Raw genomic sequence first — 21,168 nt, 5'->3', positions numbered from 1 at the left:
CGCCATTTGAGTGGCCTTTTGTCTTTATACACTCTGGGAGTGAACTATGTACAAAATGATCAATAAGACTGTGTTAGCTGTCGTTATCTCTGCAGCCATCAGTTCTCAGGCATTTGCTGTTTCAGAAGATCAAAAGCAGCAGCTAAACAATGCTGTTGTCAAAGCGAGCCAGTCACAGGAAGACAAGATCAAAGAGTTTCATGCTTACGTTAATGCTTATTTGGATGAGTACGAAACGTGGCGTGATGAATACACTAACAACTTAGATGAGCGTAGAACCGATCTCATCAAGACATGGGGAGAGGGTGAGGTTTCATCTCAAACTAAACAGGTGGAATATTCTCAAGACGATCACGTAAAGACTTCCGTCGATTATGAAACGAATATAGCAACCGTCTCTGTATTGGTGGATGAAGATAGTAGTCCTGAAGAGATCAAAGCACTTGTTAAAAACATTCCGGTTGAGGTTACTGGGCAAAACGTTGAGCTAGCGGAGCTCAAAGCAGAAGACCACGCGGTGCTTTACTCCTTGGAGAAAGAGCAAGAAGAGAAAAGCTTCGTTATCCAGCAGACGCAAAGCCAGATGAATGAGTTAGATGTGCAAGCCGAACGATTGATTCTATCTGATACTGGTATTCCAGACTCCTTCATTTACCAGCGTGCTCATAATAAGAAAATGGCACTACTGGCAAAGGCTCAAGAGCGTATTGCGGCGCAAACCAAACTGTATGACGAAATGCGTGCCCAATATGGTATTGAGGTTACACGACCAGAGCCAGAAGTTGAGGTCGTAAAGCCAGCAGAAGAGGTTGAAGTACCAAAAGAGGTTGCCAAACTAGAGCCAAAACTAACAGAGAAGCAGCCGCCAAAAGTTGTAGAAAAGGTCGTCGAAAAAACGCCACAGCCAGAAGTGGTAAAGCCTAAGCCAGTCGTTGAGGTTGCGACGGCACCGCTTAAGCCGAAAAAGGTTATCAGTTACAAAGTTAAGCTCCCAGAGAACAGCTTAAAAGCGCGTGCGAGCAAGTACAGTGCGTTGGCTGAGAAAGAGAGTAAAAACTGGAAAGTTGATGCTGCACTGATTATGGCAATCATGCACTCGGAGTCGGCGTTTCGTCCGGAGGCGAAATCACACGTGCCTGCGTTTGGTTTGATGCAAGTGGTACCGACCAGTGCAGGTCATGATGTTAATAAACAAGTCCGCAATATTGACGCGCCAATGAAAGTGGCGGATCTGTATCAACCAGTTATCAACGTAGAAACAGGTACGGCTTATTTAGACATCCTAAACAGTAAGTATCTTCGTAAGATAAAGAATGACGAAAGTCGTTTGTACTGTGTCATTGCCGCATATAACACTGGTGCGGGTAATGTGGCTAGAGCGTTCAATAAAGATCGTTCCACCAGTATTGGCAAAGCGTCGAAGATTATCAATCAGCTGACGCCTCAACAAGTCTATGACCAGCTAGTGGTTAATCTGCCGTATGACGAAACCAAAAATTACTTGAAGAAAGTAAACAGTCGTATCGCTTTGTATAAGTAATACATCAGGTAAGCAAAACAACCAAGCACATGTCATTAGCATGTACTTGGTTTACCAGTTAATGAATTGAGAGTAGCAATGTTTAAAATTTTCGCTTTAGTATTTATCGGTGTCGGTATCTATCTTGGTCTTAATTACAGCGATGAAATTGAAAGCATCATGGACACGGATGCTTTTAAGCGAGTTCAAGAGAGAGCTGAAGACGGTACAGATGCGCTAATGGATAAAATCGACGAGATCAAAGGTTAAAAATGTCTGAAGAGCAAAACAAGGATATTCAAAAAGATATACAGGAAGAGTTACAAGAACTTCAAGACACTCAAGAGTCTCTGTTGGAAGAGCAGAAAAAGGGCGGGATAGCCCGCACTATCGGCTTAGTGTCGGTTATTTCGATTGCTTTGGGTGGTTTTAACGATAGTTTTGATGCGATTGAAAAGATGGTTGATTTTGGTCTTTCTCAAATGACAGATATTCCATCACATAGAAAGCTGGATAAAATCTATATTCGCTCATCGGCTGAAATATTGGATCAAACATTTGGTGCACCAGTCTACATTAAGCGTGCTTCAACGGATGATGTCATTAAATATTACCAAGACGATAACTTCATTCTTTCTGCAATTACCCGAGACAATGCGATCGTCGCCTATCTTGTTTTCCCTAATAAAGGCTTTGAGCCAGAAACTCAAGAGCATGCTGGTGGTTCGGAGTTATTTTCTCAGCCGTTTAGGTCTATTGAGAGTGTTAATGAAGTCAGGGCATCGTTTGCAAGAACTGGCAATTACTACATTGAGGAGAATAATGGTGGCGAATTTGGCTACTTGTATTCGTCAATAAGTGGTTCCAGTGAGTTTATTTCTCCGATGTCGCAAGAGAACAGGAAGCTACTTTCTAAAGTGGTCGACGCCTTAACAATGGATGAGAACGTTGTAGAAAGCGTTCAGTCTTTGCGCGCTAATGCGAAGCCGAACTTCTACGGTTACAGCACATTAGGTTTAGGCGCTCTAGAGGAAGCGATTCTGTCTAATATTGAGTATCATTTAATTAACAAGAGTTAATGATTGAACCATCAGTTCTAGCCTTTTATGAGGCTAGAATTCTATTTACGGTACTATGGCAAATGTAAAGTTCGAAAATTTTCTAGAGCGGATTAATGGTGATAAAGGATCATTATTCAAGCTCATGACTTCCCAGATCATGACGCGATATCTTTAGCATACGTACTGGCATATTTATTAAAGGTCATCACGCTCTAATAACTGATACAAACTCGTTCTTTCATAAGAATCGCTTTGTCCTCTAGTTCGGTTTGATGCATATTGATGAGCTAATTTATCCTAGACAAAAGGACTGTTAATCGATGGGGTTCGAATGGTTGGCTCTCGCTGCTGCTTTTCTTTGGGCTATCGCAAGCCTAATGTCCGTAAAGCCTGCTCAACACTTAGGTTCTTTTGCCTATAGCCGATGGCGCATGGGCTGCACAGCGGTCATCTTATCAAGCATGGCTTGGTTTACTGGTGGCTGGTCAACCGTCGAAACAGGCCTTGTCACGCCAATGATGCTGTCTGGTCTGATTGGTATCTTCATTGGTGATACCGCTCTATTTGCCTGTTTGAACCGAATGGGCCCGCGTCAAGCTGGCTTGCTGTTCTCTTGTCACGCCGTATTCTCTGCGATTCTCGGTTATTTCCTGTTTAGTGAAAGCATGACCTCAGGCGAGCTTATTGGCTCAGCCTTGGTGTTTAGTGGCGTATTAACTGCGATCTTCTTTGGTCGTCGAGGCCAAGCCAACAACCAGCTTGAAACCATCAAGGGTACCGTGTGGATTGGTGTTGCTCTAGGCATCACGGCCGCTATCTGCCAAGCATTGGGCGGTATTATTGCCAAACCTGTGATGCAAACCAATATCGACCCAGTAGCCGCCTCTGCGATTCGAATGATCACCGCCTTTGTCGCCCACTCTGCATTTCGTTTAACAGGGGCTAAGCTTTCACGCGCACTGAATCCGATGAATGGTCAAATATTCGCGATTACCGCAGTGAATGGCTTTCTCGCGATGGCTGTGGGAATGACGCTTATCTTGTATGCGCTGCAGGAAGGGAATGTCGGCATGGTTGCTCTACTCTCTTCAACCACACCTATCATGTTGCTGCCCATTCTATGGCTGTACACCAAGCAGAGACCAAACGCCTATGCTTGGGTCGGAGCCATTGTTGCCGTAGTGGGTACTGGCATTCTAGTCAGATAGTGGCACTGGTATTCTTGTCAGCTAATCGATCTGCTCGCTAACTTCTGCTAACTCACCAATGTTAAGCCCGCGGGAAGGGGAAAGCCGTGACTTCATCGATATGATCATGCCCCATAGCAAGCATGATCAACCGGTCGATACCCAAAGCAACACCCGCACAGTCTGGCAGGCCTGCTTTTAACGCTTCAATCAAATGATGGTCAATCGGTTGAGGCGATAAGCCCATCTCGATACGCTTAGCATTGTCATCTTCAAAGCGCTGCAACTGCTCTTGCGGGTTATCTAACTCATGAAAGCCATTTGCCAACTCGATGCCTTTGAAGTACACCTCAAAACGGTCAGCTACTCGCGAGTCGTTTGGATTAATCTTAGCCAGTGCCGCTTGAGACGCAGGGAAATCATAAACGAATGCTGGCACTGTTTGACCAATTTTAGGCTCTACACCAATGCTAAACAGTAGCTGCAACAAAGTATCTCTGTCTTGTTCAGGGTCAGCAATATCGCTCAGACCTAACGCACCAGCACAAACCTTTAGCGCTTCCATTGAACCTTCTAATGGACATACACCCAGCACGTCAAGAAACGCATTTTGGTAAGTCATTCGTTCAGCCGCCCGAGAATTCAGCACCAGCTGCAACAAGTCATCCATCTCATCCATCAGCTGATGGTGGTCGAAACCTACGCGATACCACTCCAACATCATAAACTCAGGGTTATGGTAACGGCCGTTCTCTTCGTTGCGGAATGCCTTAGCTATCTGATAAATACAGCCGCTTCCTGCCGCCAAAAGACGTTTCATATGGAACTCAGGGCTGGTCATGAAGAACAGCTTTTGCCCACCCGCATATCCTGGCCCTACAAACTCAGTTTTGAAAGTATGTAAGTGCACATCTGTCACAGTAGCATGGCTCATGGCTGGGGTGTCCACCTCCAACACATCACGCTCAAAAAAGAAATCGCGGATCTGACGAATCAGTAAAGCACGTTGTTTTAACTGCTTGATCGGCGCAGCTGGTTGCCAGTTAGCTTGGTTCATGATTTTAGAATGACTCACTGAAATAACTGGATCGAAAGATACCGTTTGTTTAGCCAAAAATCATCTTTTCTTAAACTCGACCCACCACACTGAGATTGATGATGAACGTCAATAGCAATTAACAACATCAACAACAATGCACTCAATATCGATACATTTGTCGACACGTTTCTTTACTTCTTGCAACGAACAAACTCTTGCTGTGATTAGAATCACATAACCTAGAATTTCTATGCCTCCACATGCATTACCGAAGCAAAAACCTAATTAAATCAATATTTGAAATCACACCCTCTCATACACTGAACCTACCACTTAAGGCTTAGAGATGATAATCGGTTGATGCCGTTTACTGCGCTCTAAATAGGCTTTTAATAATAACGAGCGGAAGACTCCGCATCACACTGGAGAATCACTGTGAAGACAATTACCACAGATATCGCAGTCATCGGCGCAGGCGGCGCTGGTCTTCGTACTGCTATTGCGGCAGCTGAAGCGAATCCTGATTTGGAAGTAGCACTGATTTCTAAAGTTTACCCAATGCGTTCACACACGGTAGCAGCAGAAGGCGGTTCAGCGGCGGTAATTAAAGACGAAGATAGCCTAGACAACCACTTCAACGATACGGTTGGTGGCGGCGACTGGCTATGTGAACAGGATGTTGTTGAATACTTTGTTGAAAACGCGACTCGCGAAATGATCCAAATGGAACAATGGGGCTGCCCATGGAGTCGTAAAGAAAACGGTGAAGTAAACGTACGCCGATTCGGCGGTATGAAGGTAGAGAGAACGTGGTTCGCAGCGGATAAAACTGGCTTCCACATGCTTCATACTCTGTTCCAGACTTCGATGAAGTACGATCAAATCAAACGATTTGACGAGTACTTTGTGGTGGACCTTCTTGTGGAGAGCAAAGACGGCGCTGAAGAAGGCGAAGTACAAGGCCTTATCGCGATTCATATGTCTGAAGGTGAGCTTGTTACCATCAAAGCAAAATCAGTTGTTCTAGCAACGGGGGGCGCAGGTCGTGTTTACCACTGCAATACTAACGGCGGCATCGTGACTGGTGACAGTATGGCAATGGCTTATCGCCATGGTGTACCACTGCGTGACATGGAGTTCGTTCAATACCACCCAACCGGTCTTCCGGGCACGGGCATCTTGATGACCGAAGGTTGCCGTGGTGAAGGCGGTATCATCGTCAACAAGAACGGCTACCGTTACCTACAAGATTACGGCATGGGCCCAGAAACGCCAGTGGGCGAGCCGAAGAATAAATACATGGAACTGGGTCCTCGCGACAAAGTTTCTCAAGCATTCTGGCACGAGCAACAAAAAGGCAACACCATCAAGCACCCTCTTGGTGATGTCGTTCACCTAGACCTTCGCCACCTTGGTGAAGAGTATCTGCAAGAGCGCCTACCGTTCATCTGTGAGCTAGCAAAAGCGTACGTGAACGTTGACCCAGCAAAAGAGCCAATCCCAATCCGCCCTACCGTTCACTACACCATGGGGGGTATCGAGACTAACGGTACTTGTGAAACTCGCATCAAAGGCCTATTCGCGGTGGGTGAATGTGCGTCGGTTGGCCTACACGGTGCAAACCGCCTAGGTTCAAACTCTCTGGCTGAGTTCGTCGTATTTGGCCGCGTTGCCGGTGAACACGCTGTGAAACGCGCAGCAGAATTCAAAGGCTGGAATGATGCGTCTATCGCTCAGCAAGTAAAAGCGGTTGAAGATCGCATCGCAGCGCTAATGAACCAAGAGGGCGATGAAAACTGGGCTGATATCCGTACTGAAATGGGTCACACCATGGAAGCTGGCTGTGGTATCTACCGTCAAGAAGACCTGATGCAAGAGACCATCAACAAGATCACTGAACTGAAAGCGCGCTACAAGAAAATCAGCATTAAAGACAAAGGCAAAGTGTTCAACACTGACCTACTTTACGCTATCGAAGTGGGTTACGGCCTAGAAGTCGCAGAAGCCATGGTTCACTCAGCAATCCTTCGCAAAGAGTCTCGCGGTGCACACCAACGCCTAGACGACAACTGCACCGAGCGCGATGACGTGAACTTCTTAAAACACTCACTCTCTTTCTTCAATGAAGGTGCAGCACCAACCATAGACTACAGCAACGTTAAGATCACCAAGTCTCAACCCAAAGCACGCCTTTACGGTGAAGCAGCAGAGAAAGCCGCGGCCGCTGAAAAAGCGGCAGCAGCGACGGTCGCCCCGACTGAGAGCCTTGAAGAGGAGAATGCATAATGTCAGCGAATCGAATCCAAAAAGTAGACATTCTGCGCTACGACCCAGAGAAAGACGCAGAACCTTACATGCAGACTTTCGAAGTGCCTTTCGATGAGACCATGTCGGTACTTGACGCGATTGGTTACATCAAAGACCACCAAGACAAAGACCTTTCCTACCGTTGGTCTTGTCGCATGGCGATCTGTGGTTCTTGCGGCATCATGGTTGATGGCGTGCCTAAGCTAGCGTGTAAGAGCTTCTTACGTGACTACCCGAACGGCCTGACCATCGAGCCATTAGCCAACTTCCCAATCGAGAAAGATTTGATTGTCGACATGACGCCGTTCATCGAGCGTCTTGAAGCGATCAAACCCTACATTATTGGTAACGACCGTCAGCCGGAAGACGGTACTAACCTACAAACACCTGAGCAAATGGCGAAATACAAACAGTTCGCAGGTTGTATCAACTGTGGTCTTTGCTACGCGGCGTGTCCTCAATTCGGTCTAAACCCTGAGTTCATTGGCCCTGCAGCACTCACCCTAGCTCACCGTTACAACCTAGATAGCCGTGACAACGGCAAAGATGAGCGCATGAAGCTTATCAACGGTCAAAACGGCGCTTGGGGCTGTACGTTTGTGGGTTACTGTTCTGAAGTCTGCCCGAAGAAAGTCGACCCAGCTGCGGCGGTTAACCAAGGCAAAGTTGAGTCTTCAATGGACTTCGTTATCTCGATGTTCAAGCCAGACGGTACATCTGTTAGCAAGAACCAAGTTAAAACTGCAGAGGAGGCATGAGATGAGCAATCGTAAGCCTTATGTTCGTGAGATGAAGAGAACATGGTGGAGCAACCATCCGTTCTACCGCTTCTACATGCTACGTGAAGCAACAGTACTGCCTTTGATCCTGTTCACTGTATTCCTAACCTTTGGTTTGGGTGCCCTAGTGAAAGGCCCAGAAGCGTGGGCTGGTTGGTTGAGTTTTATGGCGAACCCTACCATTGTCGGTATTAATATCGTGGCTCTGCTAGGCAGCTTAATGCATGCTCAAACCTTCTTCAGCATGATGCCTCAAGTCATGCCAATCCGCCTGAAAGGAAAATTGATTGATAAAAGAGTCATCGTACTGATTCAATGGGCCGCGGTGGCTTTCATTTCTTTAATCGTTCTTGTTGTGGTGTAAGGAGCCTTCGTTATGAATACAAACTACAAAGTAAACCGTGCTCCTAAACGTTCTGACGAGCCGATCTGGTGGGGTCTATTCGGCGCTGGCGGTACTTGGTTTGCGATGATCACCCCCGTCACTATCTTAGTGTTGGGTATCTTAGTACCGATGGGCATCATCGATGCAGAAGCCATGAGCTACGAGCGTGTGTCTGAATTTGCCACCAGCATAATAGGTGCACTGTTTATCATCGCTACGCTGGCACTGCCAATGTGGCATGCTATGCACCGTCTTCACCACGGCATGCACGACCTGAAATTTCACGTCGGCATTGCTGGTAAAGTGGGCTGCTACTTCTTTGCAGGCCTAATCAGCGGATTGTCTATGATTTTCATCTTTATGCTCTAAAAGCAGATTCGGGATTCGAGTCATCGATATGCCAGGAGCTTAAAAGCAGAGCAATAACATCGTGCTCTGCTTTAAAGTGAATCGTACGATCATGGCTTAATGATATGAATGGGTCACTCAAGTAACATTGCAATGCAAGGCTCTGAGTAAGAACCCCTCTATTTAGAGATATTTCAACGAAATCCCGTGTTCATTAAACAAATGGATTTTATCGGGTTGCGCCTTTAAGTGAATGCGTTCACCTTTATAGAAATCAAGGATGCCGGGGAGCTTCGCCACAACAGCTTCGTCGTACCCTTCCACATTGACATGTATCAGAGTGACCTCCCCCAATGATTCCACAAACAACACCTTTCCTGAGAGGAGTGCATCGGACTCTTCAGCCACTAAAAAGTCTTCTGGCCTTATCCCTAATTGCAATGCGCATCCAGATAACTCTGACGCCGACGCGATCGGCACTTCCACACAATGACCGCTCTCTGCCTTCACCAAAGAGAAAGCCCCCGCTCTCTGCATTTGTGCTTTACTGATGTTCATCGCCGGTGAACCGATAAACTGAGCCACAAACACATTAGCGGGGTTCGTATAGAGCTCAAGTGGCGTTCCGACTTGCTCAATCTTACCCGCAGACAAAACCACAATACGGTCTGCGAGTGTCATCGCCTCTACCTGATCGTGTGTCACATAGATCATCGTGGTTTCGGTTAACGCTTCGTTCAAGTGAGCAATTTCGATTCGAGTTTGAACACGCAGCGCCGCATCCAAGTTAGACAGCGGCTCGTCAAATAAGAAAACCTTCGGATGACGTACAATCGCTCGACCAATCGCAACACGCTGACGCTGCCCCCCGGAGAGCGCCTTGGGTAATCGATCAAGATAAGGCTCGAGTTGCAGCATACGAGCCGCTTCCATGACACGCTCATGAATCTCTTCTTTAGACTCTTTAGCGATACGCATCGCAAACGCCATATTGTCATAGACGGTCATATGTGGATAAAGCGCGTAGGTCTGAAATACCATCGCAATACCACGCATTGCAGCAGGCAAATCATTAACGCGAGCCCCCTCAATACACAGATCACCAGAAGTAATGTCTTCAAGGCCGGCGATCATTCGCAGCAGCGTAGACTTACCACAACCCGATGGCCCAACAAATACGACAAATTCACCCTGCCCGATATCCAAATCAATGCCATGCAGTACCTGAGTTTCACCGTACGATTTTTTAACATTTGTTAATGATAATCCTGCCATTTACTTCTTCCCATCCTTTAATCAGGCCCTGCTTATTTAACAGAACCAGAAAGTAATCCACGAACCAGGTAACGTTGCAACGTAAAAAACACAATCAATGGTACCGCAATAGAAACAAAGGCCGATGCGGTCAATATTTCCCAGTTGCCTCCACGAGAGCCCAGTAGCTCACGCAATCTTGCCGTAAGCACCATGTATTCTTCGCCTGTCCCCAAAAATACAGTGGCCACTAAAAGATCATTCCAAACCCAGAGAAATTGGAAGATCCCGAAAGAAGCCAGCGCTGGATAAGAGAGAGGTAACACGATTTTCATAAAAATATCGAAATCAGTCGCACCATCCACTTTAGCTGACTCAATGATCTCTTTCGGTAAACTTGATATATAATTTCTCAGCAAATAAATCGCCAAAGGTAACCCAAACCCCGTGTGCGCAAGCCAGATCCCCAAATAGGTTTTCGCCCCCACTCCGAAGAACGCACCAATATCGTTATAAAGGCGTAGCAAAGGTATCAACGACATCTGAAGAGGAACAACCAACAAGCCGACGACCACCGCGATCAATATATTGCGACCTGGCATACGCATCCAAGACAAAGCATAAGCCGCGTACGCTGCAATCAGGATAGGGATAATTGTCGCAGGGATGGTGACCGTCAGAGAGTTAATGAAAGAGCGACCAATCCCTTCGGCATTAAGCACGGTCTGATAATTGTCTAATCCAAATTTAGGCGGTACAACTGCGGTGTAAAATATTCGCTTCCCTCGGTTGCCTGTAAAAGGCTCAAGGGAAGTCATCCTATATGCTCCGCTGGCGGTCAGGGTTAATGTGCCGCCTCGTTTCATCTCAGCCGTCTCACCAGGACGAAACTTTTTGGGTTCATTAGAAGAGAAACCAAAAGCCAGCACGTTTGCAGCTTGACCACCCACGGTCAGTTGACCTTCTAAAACAAAAAGGTCCCCTTGTTGCGTTTGTCTATCTGCACCTCCAGTTCGCGCCATTAAATTTTGTTCAGAGGCGGTCAACGACGTCCACCAGCCTGATAATGCGAGTTGGTCTTTGTCTCTGAAAGAAGAGATTAACAACCCCGCAGTTGGAAGCGTCCATAAAATGACGATCAATAATACCGATGCATGTAACAGAAGCGTCAACGGCGATCGACGTAAGCGACTTAAGCTAAACTGAGCTGCACTCGCTGTCACAGACGATGTAGAGTGAAGTTGTTCAGACATCACCTTCCCTCCATTTGCGCACTCGCTTGACGCATATTCCAAACCATGACAGGGATAACAGCCACCATTATCACGACAGCGATCGCCGCACCTCGACCAAAATCACCGCCCCCTCTAAACATCCAATCAAACATCATATTTGCCAAAACCTGAGTACTCCATTGGCCGTTCGTCATTGCTAATACGATATCGAACACCTTAAGCACAAGAATCGTAATCGTTGTCCACACCACCGCAATGGTGCCCCAGATCTGAGGAATGAGAATTTTGAAGAAGATTTGTACGCCATTGGCCCCATCTAACACAGCGGCTTCAACCGTTTCTTCAGGGATACCACGAAGCGCCGCAGACAGGATCACCATAGCAAAACCCGTCTGAATCCAAATAAGGATGACCATTAAAAAAATGTTGTTCCAGAAAGGTAAAGTGATCCAGGGTTGGGCAGTACCGCCAAAGTACTCAACAACGGCATTTAAAATACCAATTTGTTCCGAGCCCGGCGCGCGATAGTCGTAAACAAACTTCCAAATAATAGAAGCACCGATGAAAGAAATGGCCATTGGCATGAATATCATACTTTTCGCTATATTCCCCCAACTGACTTTGTCTGTCAGCGCCGCAATAACCAACCCCAAAAAAGTGGACGCAGCGGGCACAATCAACAGCCAGAGTACATTATTGAACAGTGACTCCCTGAACTCTGGGTTATTAAACAACCAAAGGTAATTACCGAGCCCGACAAATTTATCGCCGTTTCTGTCATAGAGAGAGAGATAAAATGAATCAAACACTGGATACACCAAATAGAGGCATAAAAATATTAATGATGGCCCCAGAAAAAGCCACGGCCTAAACATGGCCGCTCGCCTGAGATTTCGCGCCATAGTTCGATTTGAAACATTTCTCGTAGGAAAAATGATACCTAACAGCCAGTTAGTGCCAACAAAATAAGTGGCACACCCTGCCACACCAAGCACCATAATGAGTAATGAGGGATAGAGCTGTTCCATTGCAACCTCGTTGAAGAATAAAGTGCGGTCTCTTTTATTAAGTGCCGATAAACGAGTGGTCTATCGGCACCGTTTACTCAAAGTGATAACCGAGCGTCATCGGTTATTTGAGCGCATCCCAAGTCTCTTGAATGCCATCAGCCACTTCTTTTGCAGATTGACCACCACTGTAATCAACCATGCCCGTCCAGAATGCTCCCGCACCAATTTTCCCTGGCATTAAATCAGAGCCATCGAAACGGAATGTTGTCGCATCAAGCAGAATTTTTCCTTGTTTCTTGAGCGTGTCGTTGCCATACGTCTCAACATTTGCGCCTTTGTGAGGAGTAAGGAACCCTGACTGAGCCATCCAGATCTCATGAGCGAGCGGTGATTGTAGGAACTCTAAGAAAGCACGAGTCCCTTTCGAATCTTTAGTAATGCTCCACATCGTCCCGGCACCCAGTACAGGTTTGCCCAAGTCTTTAGATTCATACGCAGGGAAATAAAAGAAGTCGACGTCTTGACCAAGCTCTGTACCATCAGGGAAGAAAGTCGGAATAAAGGAGGCCTGACGGTGCATGTAGCATTTTGGTGGCGAAGTAAACAAGCCTTTAGGAGAATCACGGAAATCCGTCGTTGCTACCGCTCTCGCACCACCATCTACATATTTGTCATTGAGAGCAAACCAACCAAACTCTTCGATTGAATCAATCACCTTTTGGTCGTTAAATTTCATTTCGTTTGTCACCCACTTATCGTAGTCAGCCGGTGATTGTGTGCGAAGCATCAAGTCTTCTACCCAGTCGGTTGCAGGCCAACCCGTCGCTCCACCAGAGCCCAAACCAATACACCAAGGTGTCTTTCCATCTTTAACCATTTTTTCGGTCAAGGATTTAAGTGCTTCCATAGTCTGAGGCACTTGATATCCAGAATCTTCAAAGTTTTCAGGTGAATACCAAACCAAAGATTTGACATCTACCTTATAAAAGAAACCAAAAAGATGTGATTTGCCAGATTTGTCAGGAAAAGAGCCCAAGTCAACCCAAGACGAGCCAGCCGCGTAGTTATTTTTCACCCAATCTACGGTCTCAGACTCGAGTGGCGCTAGGAAACCTTTTGCGGCTAGGTCTTGAGCCAAACCTGGCTGTGGGAAAATAGCGATATTAGGAGCACTCCCGGCCTGGACATCAATCACTATCTGCTGCTCAAAAGAGTCTGATCCGGAATACTCGACTTCCGCACCAGTCGCCTCTTCGAAATAAGCAATCACGCTCTCAACAAGATCTTTATCCTTCGTTAACCAAGGGCCAAAAATCGTGATTTTTTCACCCTTTAGATTAGTACTTTTTAAAGCTTCATAGCTCTTCCAGTCAAAGCGATCATCGGCTCCAGGTTTGTATTTCAAATCAGCGGCAAGGCTGGACGATGCGGCGACGGACAATGTCAGCGCGCTGGCGAGAAGTGTTAAGGTTTTCATTGTTTTAACTCCATTTAACAGGGAAATTCAATTATCTTTAGGTTCGTTTACAGCGTCATCACAGACCTCTTAATCGGTTAAGTTAATATTGTACAAATTATAACCTGTACAAATTTCATACACAGTTTATGCTTATTTTTGTGATGTAGAGCATCTTACTTACAAATTGACCAGTCATTTTCCAAATATAGATCATGAAAATTTAATTGATTACTTCTTTTATTTTAAAAAAACAACTTAATCGTTTTAGGATTAGCTAAATTTTGACTATTTTTAGAACGAACAAAAAATGAGAACATCGATATGGAACGGAAAAAACCGAATTTAAAAACCGTTGCTACACGACTGGGGGTGTCAACAGCGACGGTGTCGAATGCGTTTAACCGTCCAAGTCAATTGTCGCAGACCTTGCGGGATAAAATCCTAGAAGAGTGTGAAAAGCTGGGATACACCGGGCCGAGTATCACCGCGAGAAGTTTACGTACAGGAAAAACCGCAGTCATCGGTGTCCTACTGGCAGACACCCTTGCACACAGCTTTACCGATACCGTAGCCACCACTTTTTTGGCTGGAATATCAAAAACACTCGATGACTCAAACATCAATATGTTGCTGCTACCAACCAATAGAGAAAATTACCAATTTACCCAAGCTGAAACCATTCCGGATAGTTTTATCATCTACGGTAAACCCGTAGACACAGGGGTTCTCGACTTGATACAGCGTCAACATAAACCCATAGTGACCGTGGATTTCACATTGCCCGACGTTCCCTCAGTGAACATTGACAACATTAAAGCGAGCTACGACATTGCTAAGCATGCGATTCATAGCGCTAATGACAATGTTCTCATCCTAGCTCTGCGCCTCGAACCTTCCACGTCACTATTACTCAACAGTCTCGATAATCTGTATACCTTGGAGGAATCCGTCTCCCGTTGTCGATTTGAAGGTTACCAGCAAGCGCTCGCAGAAAAAGGGATCGAACTGAACTATCAGAACGTTTGGCAAATACACGAATTAGATGAAATCACATTAAAGACCATGCTCAGGGGTACGCTGACCGGCCCAGAATCGATCGACGTCCTGCTGTGCATGAGCGACAAAATTGCATTAGCGGCGATTGATGTAGCGAAAGAAGTGAATGCGGACCTTCGTATCGTTGGATTCGATGACATACCACAATCACAAGACCGAGGGCTGACGACGATCCAACAGCCGATTGAAGATAAAGGTCGAATCGCCGCACAAATGGCACTCGGCCAACTCCCCTACGAATCTATACAAATGGAGACGAAGCTGATTGTTCGTACCAGCAGTTAAGAGCTGTTGAATTTTGGTGCGATTTATTATTCGATATCAATCATTAAGGAGAATCACGCGATGAGCACGGAACAACTGGAAAAGCGTTGGTGGCATGACGCGGTCGTTTATCAAATCTACCCAAGAAGTTTTAATGATTCTAACGGCGACGGCGTCGGTGATATCCCAGGCATTGTAGAAAAACTGGATTACATCCAGGGTCTTGGTGCCAATGTCATTTGGCTCAGCCCAGTGTACCAATCTCCGATGGATGACAACGGCTATGATATTTCTGACTATCGCGAAATTGCGCCCGAATTTGGCACTATGGCCGATATGGAAACGCTGATTCATGAAGCGGATAAACGCAATATCAAAATCGTCATGGATCTGGTGGTCAATCACACCTCCGATGAACACCCCTGGTTTATCGAATCAAAGAGCAGTATCAATAACCCAAAACGAGATTGGTATATTTGGAAAGATCCCAAAGAGGATAACAGTGCACCTAATAACTGGGAGTCTTTCTTCAAACCCCAAGCGTGGACGCTAGATGAAACGACAGGCCAATATTATTTGCATCTGTTTAGCAACAAACAACCTGACCTAAACTGGGCCAATCCAGAGGTGCGTGAAGCCGTCTACGACATGATGCACTTTTGGCTGAAAAAAGGGGTCGGCGGCTTTAGAATGGACGTCATCAATATGATTGGCAAACCGTCTGATTATCCAGATGCCACCATTTTTGATGCCGGAGTCGCCGGTTGGGAGCATTGGTCAAATAACTTACTCGCTCACCAATATTTGCGTGAAATGCACGATAAAGTGTTGAAACATTACGATGTACTGACCGTCGGTGAAACGCCTTTTACGACCACACTAGACGGTCGTTACTACTCTCACCCCAAACGTAACGAGCTGAATATGATTTTTCAGTTTGAGCACGTCAGCATAGATCGTGAAGAACATAATGCCATCAGAAAAGATTTCGACTTAATTAAGTATAAAGAAATCATGTCGCGCTGGCAGGATGACTTGTTTCAAAAAGGGTGGAACAGCTTGTATTGGAGTAACCACGACCAATCAAGAACCGTATCACGCTATGGGTGTGACTCCGCTGAATATCGCGTGATCAGTGCCAAAATGCTCGGTACGGTTTTACACATGATGAGCGGCACGCCGTACATTTATCAAGGTGAAGAGATCGGCATGACCAATATGCACTTCAACAGTATCGAAGAGTTTAATGATCTTATGGCCAAGTTCCACTATCAAAAAATGATGGATCGCGGCGTCTCTAATCATGATGCACTAGCATACTTAAATCATTTCTCTCGAGATCACGCCCGTGTCCCAGTGCAATGGAACACCCAAGCACATGCGGGGTTTACGACCGGCACACCTTGGCTACCAGTGAATGAAAACTACATGGAAATCAACGCAGAACAAGCCGTTAACGATAGCGCTTCCATTTATCACTATTATCGCCAGCTGATTAAAGTACGCCAAGGCGACGCTTATAAAGACGTCGTGGTTTATGGCAATCACACCTTGCTCGACCCGCAAGACAGTGACGTCTACGCCTACCTTCGCTCAAACGGTAAAACCACTTTACTAATCATTGCCAACTTTACCGCCAATAGTCTAGAGAGAAGCTACCCATACGGCTTGAAACAAGTGGTGATCAATAATTATCATGACGCTCCAAGCTCTATGCTCAACCTGGTTCTCAAGCCGTATCAGGCACTGGTCATCGAGGTTTTAACAAGCTAGATTGAACCGTTATTTACTACGATGGGTATCACTCTACCGAACAGGATCAATGCGTGGGTATGTGATTAGACCTTCAGATGACAAAGGGGGGATGGGAGTATCAATACTGCTCCCCCCCCCCCTCCTTTATATTGCTCACACCACCATTAATACTGCTAACACTAATGAACCTGAGATCTGGTTAATTAGAGCTTTTGACCACCCATGATCTTATTGCTGTGTAACCTTCTTGGTTTGGTCCATTAACCCCAACGCTCCGAAGCCTGTAATGACATCGAGGTTGGTTTTCAAACCCGTTTCATCACTGCCGCCGATGTAGTTTTGTGGCATTTGAACCTGGAAGTTCTGCAGGTTGTTATACAGCGAGTTAGCGACCTCACGGTTCAGTTCGGCCAGATACACCTCGCGGTTGGCGCCTAGCGCGGCATATTTCGCTTTCAACACTTCCGCTTCCGCTCGACCTTTTTCAAGAATCGCTCTTGCTTCAAATTCAGCAGACAATGCATTGGCCTTTTGAATCGCCAAATTGGCTTCTGCGGTTGCCAGTTCCTTCTCTTTTTCAACTTCAGCTAATCGCTTAGTCTTCTCGACTTCGACAATTTCACGTTCAGCAATTTGACGAGCTATTTCCACTTCTTTCTGCTGGGAAATAATCGCTAACTCTTTGCCTCGCTGCGCGTCTTGGACTTCTCGAGTACGCTGAATCTCTTTGCGGAGTTGCTCGGTTTCAGCTTGCGCCTTTGATGTTTCTTGCTCCTGAATCGCACGGATACGGTCGGCCACCAAACGCTTCTTATCCGCCAGTAACTGATCAAGTTGCTTCTCTGGCTGCGGATCACCAATCGTGACCTGGGTTACTTGAATGCCGTATTGTGATAACGGGTTGTCCTGACGGATAGGCTGACCCGTGTTATCCACCACCGGCACTGTCTTCCAAACCAGTTGATTGGTTCGTTGCAATTGATTCGAGTTCGATTGATTGACCCCGACCGGCGCAAGATCTAACTCTTCCACTTCGACCTGACGACGCTCCGTCAGGTAAATGCCTTCGCGTAGCTGATCGCCCAATTTAGATTTGAATTGGTTTAAGCCACCTTGGAAGAACTCTTCGCCCGTGTATTGAGTCGCCGTAATCACTGTCACATTACGCGCATTTTTAACCAACAATGCATCGATCAAATTACTGTTGTTGCGAAACTCCTTATGCATCTTTTCCACTGCCTTCGGGTCATTACTGAGCTTAAAGCGGAATGTCACCGGAATCTTACCAATGTACGTATCAGCAAAACGCACCTGCACCGGATCTAACCTCTGATAAAAATCTTCCCCTTTACTGTTGCCAAAAGAGACCGTAATCACCTGATCGTACTGGGTTATCTTGGATAAAAATGGCATTCGGAAATGAATACCGGGCTCGGTAAAGACATCCAACTCACCAGTAATATTGTTTTGATGCACGTAGCTGTAACCGGCATCGGTCATCAAAACTGAGCTATTAATTGTTAAGCCTAAAGCCAGCAGTGGAACGCCGAATACTGCCGCCTTCAGCCCTTTATGTAGTAACTGACGTCGTTCTTCTATTTTCAAACCTCTTCCTAAGCCTCGATTTTCCATGTCATTCTCCTTTAGGGTTGTCATTGAGTTAAATCTAAATAAATCAAACTGATATGCAACTCACCGACTACGAGTGCTAATGTATCAAATTGTTACACTTAGGAATAATCGAAAGATTCATCGAATAAATAAGGTTTTACCGAAAAATACAAACAATCTCTGTATTTATGAATACAGCTTTATGGTTAACCAAGCTAGGCGAGAGTCGCTGTTGGGAACCATAGTGACAGGATTAATCGCAGTGATCTGTCGTGCATATTCGTCTTATTGGTGAGGGTAGTCGTTGTCAGCGCTTTAGTGTTTAGCTTGATTAAGCCATAGCGGGTTCAGAACTCAGAGTTGGTATTGGATTCGAACAAGCGAATTTCGAACTCCTTAACAGAAAACAAGCGAAAAATAGGATTGGGTGAAGCGGTTCTGCTCCCATGCCCATCAATTGAAGGCTTGTTGTAGAAATTCAAGTTGTTGTTTTTCCCTATCACTCGCTTGATAAGGCTCATTTGACAACAACCTCCCGTCAAAGGTACCAATGTGATAACGCTCCTTGGAGTCTTTGCCATATTGCGCCTTCTCTCCCGGAAAACCAGACATACGCTCGATCACGATATCACTCAGTGTATAATCGACTTCTCTTTTGGGTAGCAATGAATGAAACGCCTTAAGCTCAATGGTTTGCTCGCCTTCCGACAAGTGTTGCTTGAAAACCAGTGACGCGATAGCAGAACCGTCCGATTGATAAAGATTGCTCGTCACTCTATAGATGCCCGATTTATCAATTTGTAATGTGAGCGGCACGACCATATCTGTATTGTCTGGAATTCCAACGCCGACACTGACGACACTTGCGACAGAATGATAAATCCGTAAGTCTGCACTGATAATATCGTCACCCTCAATAAAACTGATGCGTGCGACTAACCTTAACTCCTCAGGCCAAGCATTATCAGGACGAATCCTCCAGACATTATTGTCTATGGGTAAAGTCGCGAGTGTTTTTTGATTGATGACATCCTCAATATCTAATGAAGCTGTCACGACTTCAAGAGAGGTCTTTAAGCCGACTTCAATTTCGTCGGGATAGAAATAACGATACTGCTTTAAGCTCAGCGCGGCACTGTGTTGGCCATCCAAAACGGGAACAGAGACCTCCTCGAAATGATTCCAATGTAGATACGGACTATTTTCATCAATGATAGGTCGAGAGTATGGGGGGAACTGTAAAACCTGCTGGTGCCGTTGCGTAATGAGTGCCAGTGATTGAGCAGGTGTCACCTCCTCGCTCATTGGGATAAGCGTTGGATTATCCGAGACTAACGTCGACTTCCCGCCGGTTTGCTCAAGGATTGAAGCGGTGGGCGGATTGAGTACTATCGGCTGCGCGACGACAGATGAAGGCACAGTAGAATCCTCGTCGGCAAAGCGGGTTAAAACAACAGTAATAATAACCAGGATTATAGTTAAAGCTGCTACTCGCCATATTGTGTTTTCCATATTAAACCTCTGAACCCTCTTTAGAATCCATAATGAGAAAGTGAATCATGGCTTGGCTTATATCCATCGTAATCGATAAAGGGGTACCCTAGCTGACATAAATCTCGATCAATTTCCAAGAATGTTTGATTTTAGAACAAAAACTTACCAAACATTCTTGTCAAAAAGAGAGGCCTTATAAAAATAACCAACTCATCGACTGTAAACCAAACATCGGAGCATAAAAATCAGCTCGCCGTCATTACAGTCCCGCGGCAATCTCAGAAAGCGTATCTTGCTGAGAACCTCGCACATAAATGTATTGAGCGCCAAACCAACCATCTTGCTGGTATGTATCCACACTAACCGAACGACCATCTGTTAGTGTGATTGATGCATTCGCGGACGTCACTCTGCCTTTATGTTGCGTCCCAATCACCTCACTGTGGCTATAATGATCGCCCATAATCAAAGGATAGTGATTGGGCATAAAACTCGTCACACCTTTACTCTGAACACCCACCTTGCCATTCATTGCAAGGCGATTTGAACAGCTATCAAATGAGCCGGATCTTGACGCCCCACATGATGAGTGAGCGGCAACGACACCATCATCTTTGCCCGGGAGCAAGATCGCCGTCGATTTTAGGAAGTCACTGCCATTACCAACGAAACGAATTCTAGGAATACGATGGTCGGACAACATGCTGATTTTACGAGCGTTAGACACTTTAAGGTCGTTCAATACGCCAGTGTTACGCTTGCTCGGTATTTCCCCTAGCCAAAGTGAAATCGCATAGCGCATGGCACTGTTTGCCCAGCCCGCACCTTCCGTAATATTGATGGCAATATCAGCCAGCTCTGAACCACCACCCGCTCCTGCAAAATCAAACGTTGCAACAACATTAAGCGGTTCCAGACCCGCGTTAACGAGCCAATTCTCTTGATTATCGAGCACATACCGCGCAATCAGATCGCCAGCAGAGTGCGTCACAAAAACACACCCCATTTGGCAAGTGCCCGCTCTCGATAACTCTTGAAGTTTAGGCCACACATAATCGCTGGCAATTTTACCTTCTATCCGCTCGTGTGAGGGCCAATCAATACGAGCATCGGCGTACTGCAGCCAATAATCCTCCCACACCTCCGCTCCTTCCAGAGCGACTTGGGGTTGTGAAGGTTTTGTTTGTAATTGACTTGGCTGGAAGCCATGAATAAGAACGACTTTATAATTGCCAATCGCAGCGTGAGAAACGCCAGGCAACAAGAATACAACAACAAATAGAACGACTTTCAGCATTTCTTTCATGATGTTTGTAACCTTTTAATAGTAGGGTTCTGTTGATCTCTATTGTTAAAAATTTATGCATTTAACTTGTTCTAGACACGCCGAGAATTATTATCACAA

The 21,168-nt window shown here is 45.8% G+C and carries 18 protein-coding genes; 10 read left to right on the top strand and 8 right to left on the bottom strand.

Annotated elements, in window-relative coordinates; all coding sequences use genetic code 11:
- Positions 1–46 precede the first annotated feature (46 nt).
- The 4 genes from ACTRWI_RS12665 to ACTRWI_RS12650 all read left to right on the top strand — a co-directional run bounded on the left by ACTRWI_RS12665 (position 47) and on the right by ACTRWI_RS12650 (position 3,788).
- On the top strand, positions 47–1,540 hold the full coding sequence (locus ACTRWI_RS12665) for a transglycosylase SLT domain-containing protein (RefSeq protein ID WP_499131854.1): 1,494 nt from the start codon (positions 47–49) through the stop codon (positions 1,538–1,540).
- A 78-nt stretch (positions 1,541–1,618) separates the two neighbouring features.
- Complete coding sequence (locus ACTRWI_RS12660; RefSeq protein ID WP_499131853.1) at positions 1,619–1,789, top strand: hypothetical protein; 171 nt, start codon at positions 1,619–1,621, stop codon at positions 1,787–1,789.
- Positions 1,790–1,791: 2 nt separating this feature from the next.
- Positions 1,792–2,598 (top strand): ETEC_3214 domain-containing protein, encoded by an 807-nt coding sequence (locus ACTRWI_RS12655; RefSeq protein WP_499131851.1) that lies wholly within the window; start codon positions 1,792–1,794, stop codon positions 2,596–2,598.
- A gap of 302 nt (positions 2,599–2,900) precedes the next feature.
- Positions 2,901–3,788, top strand: a complete 888-nt coding sequence (locus ACTRWI_RS12650) for a DMT family transporter (RefSeq protein ID WP_499131849.1) — start codon at positions 2,901–2,903, stop codon at positions 3,786–3,788.
- A 61-nt stretch (positions 3,789–3,849) separates the two neighbouring features.
- On the opposite strand, the gene epmA is transcribed toward ACTRWI_RS12650, so the two are convergent.
- The gene (gene epmA, locus ACTRWI_RS12645; RefSeq protein WP_102478593.1) at positions 3,850–4,824 is read right to left on the bottom strand and encodes an elongation factor P--(R)-beta-lysine ligase; all 975 of its coding nucleotides are present in this window, start codon (positions 4,822–4,824) and stop codon (positions 3,850–3,852) included.
- 417 nt (positions 4,825–5,241) lie between these two features.
- Here epmA and frdA point away from each other — a divergent pair, with 417 nt between their 5' ends.
- The 4 genes from frdA to frdD are packed head-to-tail and all read left to right on the top strand — an operon-like array spanning position 5,242 to position 8,646.
- Positions 5,242–7,092, top strand: a complete 1,851-nt coding sequence (frdA, locus tag ACTRWI_RS12640) for a fumarate reductase (quinol) flavoprotein subunit (protein WP_499131848.1) — start codon at positions 5,242–5,244, stop codon at positions 7,090–7,092.
- On the top strand, positions 7,092–7,871 hold the full coding sequence (locus ACTRWI_RS12635; RefSeq protein WP_499131847.1) for a succinate dehydrogenase/fumarate reductase iron-sulfur subunit: 780 nt from the start codon (positions 7,092–7,094) through the stop codon (positions 7,869–7,871). Before frdA ends, ACTRWI_RS12635 begins: the two co-directional genes overlap by 1 nt.
- Before the next feature lies 1 nt (position 7,872).
- Positions 7,873–8,256 carry a fumarate reductase subunit FrdC gene (gene frdC / locus ACTRWI_RS12630; RefSeq protein ID WP_499131845.1) on the top strand — a complete coding sequence of 128 codons (384 nt, stop codon included), beginning with the start codon at positions 7,873–7,875 and terminating at the stop codon, positions 8,254–8,256.
- 12 nt (positions 8,257–8,268) lie between these two features.
- Positions 8,269–8,646: a fumarate reductase subunit FrdD gene (gene frdD / locus ACTRWI_RS12625; RefSeq protein ID WP_499131843.1), complete on the top strand. Its 378-nt coding sequence runs from the start codon at positions 8,269–8,271 to the stop codon at positions 8,644–8,646.
- Between the two features lie 162 nt (positions 8,647–8,808).
- On the opposite strand, the gene ACTRWI_RS12620 is transcribed toward frdD, so the two are convergent.
- The 4 genes from ACTRWI_RS12620 to ACTRWI_RS12605 form a co-directional block, all read right to left on the bottom strand.
- Positions 8,809–9,900, bottom strand: coding sequence for an ABC transporter ATP-binding protein (locus tag ACTRWI_RS12620; protein ID WP_499131842.1), 1,092 nt, complete (start codon positions 9,898–9,900; stop codon positions 8,809–8,811).
- A gap of 32 nt (positions 9,901–9,932) precedes the next feature.
- Entirely contained in the window at positions 9,933–11,132 is a 1,200-nt protein-coding gene (locus ACTRWI_RS12615) for a carbohydrate ABC transporter permease (RefSeq protein WP_499131841.1), read from the bottom strand.
- Positions 11,132–12,142 (bottom strand): carbohydrate ABC transporter permease, encoded by a 1,011-nt coding sequence (locus ACTRWI_RS12610; RefSeq protein ID WP_499131839.1) that lies wholly within the window; start codon positions 12,140–12,142, stop codon positions 11,132–11,134. Before ACTRWI_RS12610 ends, ACTRWI_RS12615 begins: the two co-directional genes overlap by 1 nt.
- A gap of 103 nt (positions 12,143–12,245) precedes the next feature.
- Positions 12,246–13,601 (bottom strand): ABC transporter substrate-binding protein, encoded by a 1,356-nt coding sequence (locus tag ACTRWI_RS12605; RefSeq protein WP_499131837.1) that lies wholly within the window; start codon positions 13,599–13,601, stop codon positions 12,246–12,248.
- 303 nt (positions 13,602–13,904) lie between these two features.
- Between ACTRWI_RS12605 and ACTRWI_RS12600 the strand changes: the two genes are divergently transcribed.
- The gene (locus tag ACTRWI_RS12600; protein ID WP_499131836.1) at positions 13,905–14,924 is read left to right on the top strand and encodes a LacI family DNA-binding transcriptional regulator; all 1,020 of its coding nucleotides are present in this window, start codon (positions 13,905–13,907) and stop codon (positions 14,922–14,924) included.
- Between the two features lie 60 nt (positions 14,925–14,984).
- A complete protein-coding gene (locus ACTRWI_RS12595) occupies positions 14,985–16,676 on the top strand; it encodes a glycoside hydrolase family 13 protein (protein ID WP_499131834.1) in 1,692 nt (563 codons plus the stop codon).
- 210 nt (positions 16,677–16,886) lie between these two features.
- On the opposite strand, the gene ACTRWI_RS12590 is transcribed toward ACTRWI_RS12595, so the two are convergent.
- From ACTRWI_RS12590 to ACTRWI_RS12580, 3 genes are all read right to left on the bottom strand, one after another.
- A complete protein-coding gene (locus ACTRWI_RS12590; RefSeq protein ID WP_499131833.1) occupies positions 16,887–18,290 on the bottom strand; it encodes an SPFH domain-containing protein in 1,404 nt (467 codons plus the stop codon).
- A 432-nt stretch (positions 18,291–18,722) separates the two neighbouring features.
- Positions 18,723–19,781 (bottom strand): hypothetical protein, encoded by a 1,059-nt coding sequence (locus ACTRWI_RS12585; protein ID WP_499131831.1) that lies wholly within the window; start codon positions 19,779–19,781, stop codon positions 18,723–18,725.
- 241 nt (positions 19,782–20,022) lie between these two features.
- The gene (locus ACTRWI_RS12580) at positions 20,023–21,069 is read right to left on the bottom strand and encodes a hypothetical protein (protein ID WP_499131830.1); all 1,047 of its coding nucleotides are present in this window, start codon (positions 21,067–21,069) and stop codon (positions 20,023–20,025) included.
- Between the last annotated feature and the right edge of the window lie 99 nt (positions 21,070–21,168).

It is taken from the genome of Pseudoalteromonas sp. G5_S1_14_S5 (assembly GCF_054968605.1).
Note: the sequence above shows the minus strand (reverse complement) of the source record. Positions and strands in the feature narration are given on the sequence as shown.

Bases quoted from the DNA above. Each gene is read 5' to 3' on its own strand.
- ACTRWI_RS12665 (WP_499131854.1), top strand. From the start codon at position 47: ATGTACAAAATGATCAATAAGACTGTGTTAGCTGTCGTTATCTCTGCA.
- ACTRWI_RS12660 (WP_499131853.1), top strand. From the start codon at position 1,619: ATGTTTAAAATTTTCGCTTTAGTATTTATCGGTGTCGGTATCTATCTT.
- ACTRWI_RS12655 (WP_499131851.1), top strand. From the start codon at position 1,792: ATGTCTGAAGAGCAAAACAAGGATATTCAAAAAGATATACAGGAAGAG.
- ACTRWI_RS12650 (WP_499131849.1), top strand. From the start codon at position 2,901: ATGGGGTTCGAATGGTTGGCTCTCGCTGCTGCTTTTCTTTGGGCTATC.
- epmA (WP_102478593.1), bottom strand. From the start codon at position 4,824: ATGAACCAAGCTAACTGGCAACCAGCTGCGCCGATCAAGCAGTTAAAA.
- ACTRWI_RS12635 (WP_499131847.1), top strand. From the start codon at position 7,092: ATGTCAGCGAATCGAATCCAAAAAGTAGACATTCTGCGCTACGACCCA.
- frdC (WP_499131845.1), top strand. From the start codon at position 7,873: ATGAGCAATCGTAAGCCTTATGTTCGTGAGATGAAGAGAACATGGTGG.
- frdD (WP_499131843.1), top strand. From the start codon at position 8,269: ATGAATACAAACTACAAAGTAAACCGTGCTCCTAAACGTTCTGACGAG.
- ACTRWI_RS12620 (WP_499131842.1), bottom strand. From the start codon at position 9,900: ATGGCAGGATTATCATTAACAAATGTTAAAAAATCGTACGGTGAAACT.
- ACTRWI_RS12615 (WP_499131841.1), bottom strand. From the start codon at position 11,132: ATGTCTGAACAACTTCACTCTACATCGTCTGTGACAGCGAGTGCAGCT.
- ACTRWI_RS12610 (WP_499131839.1), bottom strand. From the start codon at position 12,142: ATGGAACAGCTCTATCCCTCATTACTCATTATGGTGCTTGGTGTGGCA.
- ACTRWI_RS12605 (WP_499131837.1), bottom strand. From the start codon at position 13,601: ATGAAAACCTTAACACTTCTCGCCAGCGCGCTGACATTGTCCGTCGCC.
- ACTRWI_RS12600 (WP_499131836.1), top strand. From the start codon at position 13,905: ATGGAACGGAAAAAACCGAATTTAAAAACCGTTGCTACACGACTGGGG.
- ACTRWI_RS12595 (WP_499131834.1), top strand. From the start codon at position 14,985: ATGAGCACGGAACAACTGGAAAAGCGTTGGTGGCATGACGCGGTCGTT.
- ACTRWI_RS12590 (WP_499131833.1), bottom strand. From the start codon at position 18,290: ATGGAAAATCGAGGCTTAGGAAGAGGTTTGAAAATAGAAGAACGACGT.
- ACTRWI_RS12585 (WP_499131831.1), bottom strand. From the start codon at position 19,781: ATGGAAAACACAATATGGCGAGTAGCAGCTTTAACTATAATCCTGGTT.
- ACTRWI_RS12580 (WP_499131830.1), bottom strand. From the start codon at position 21,069: ATGAAAGAAATGCTGAAAGTCGTTCTATTTGTTGTTGTATTCTTGTTG.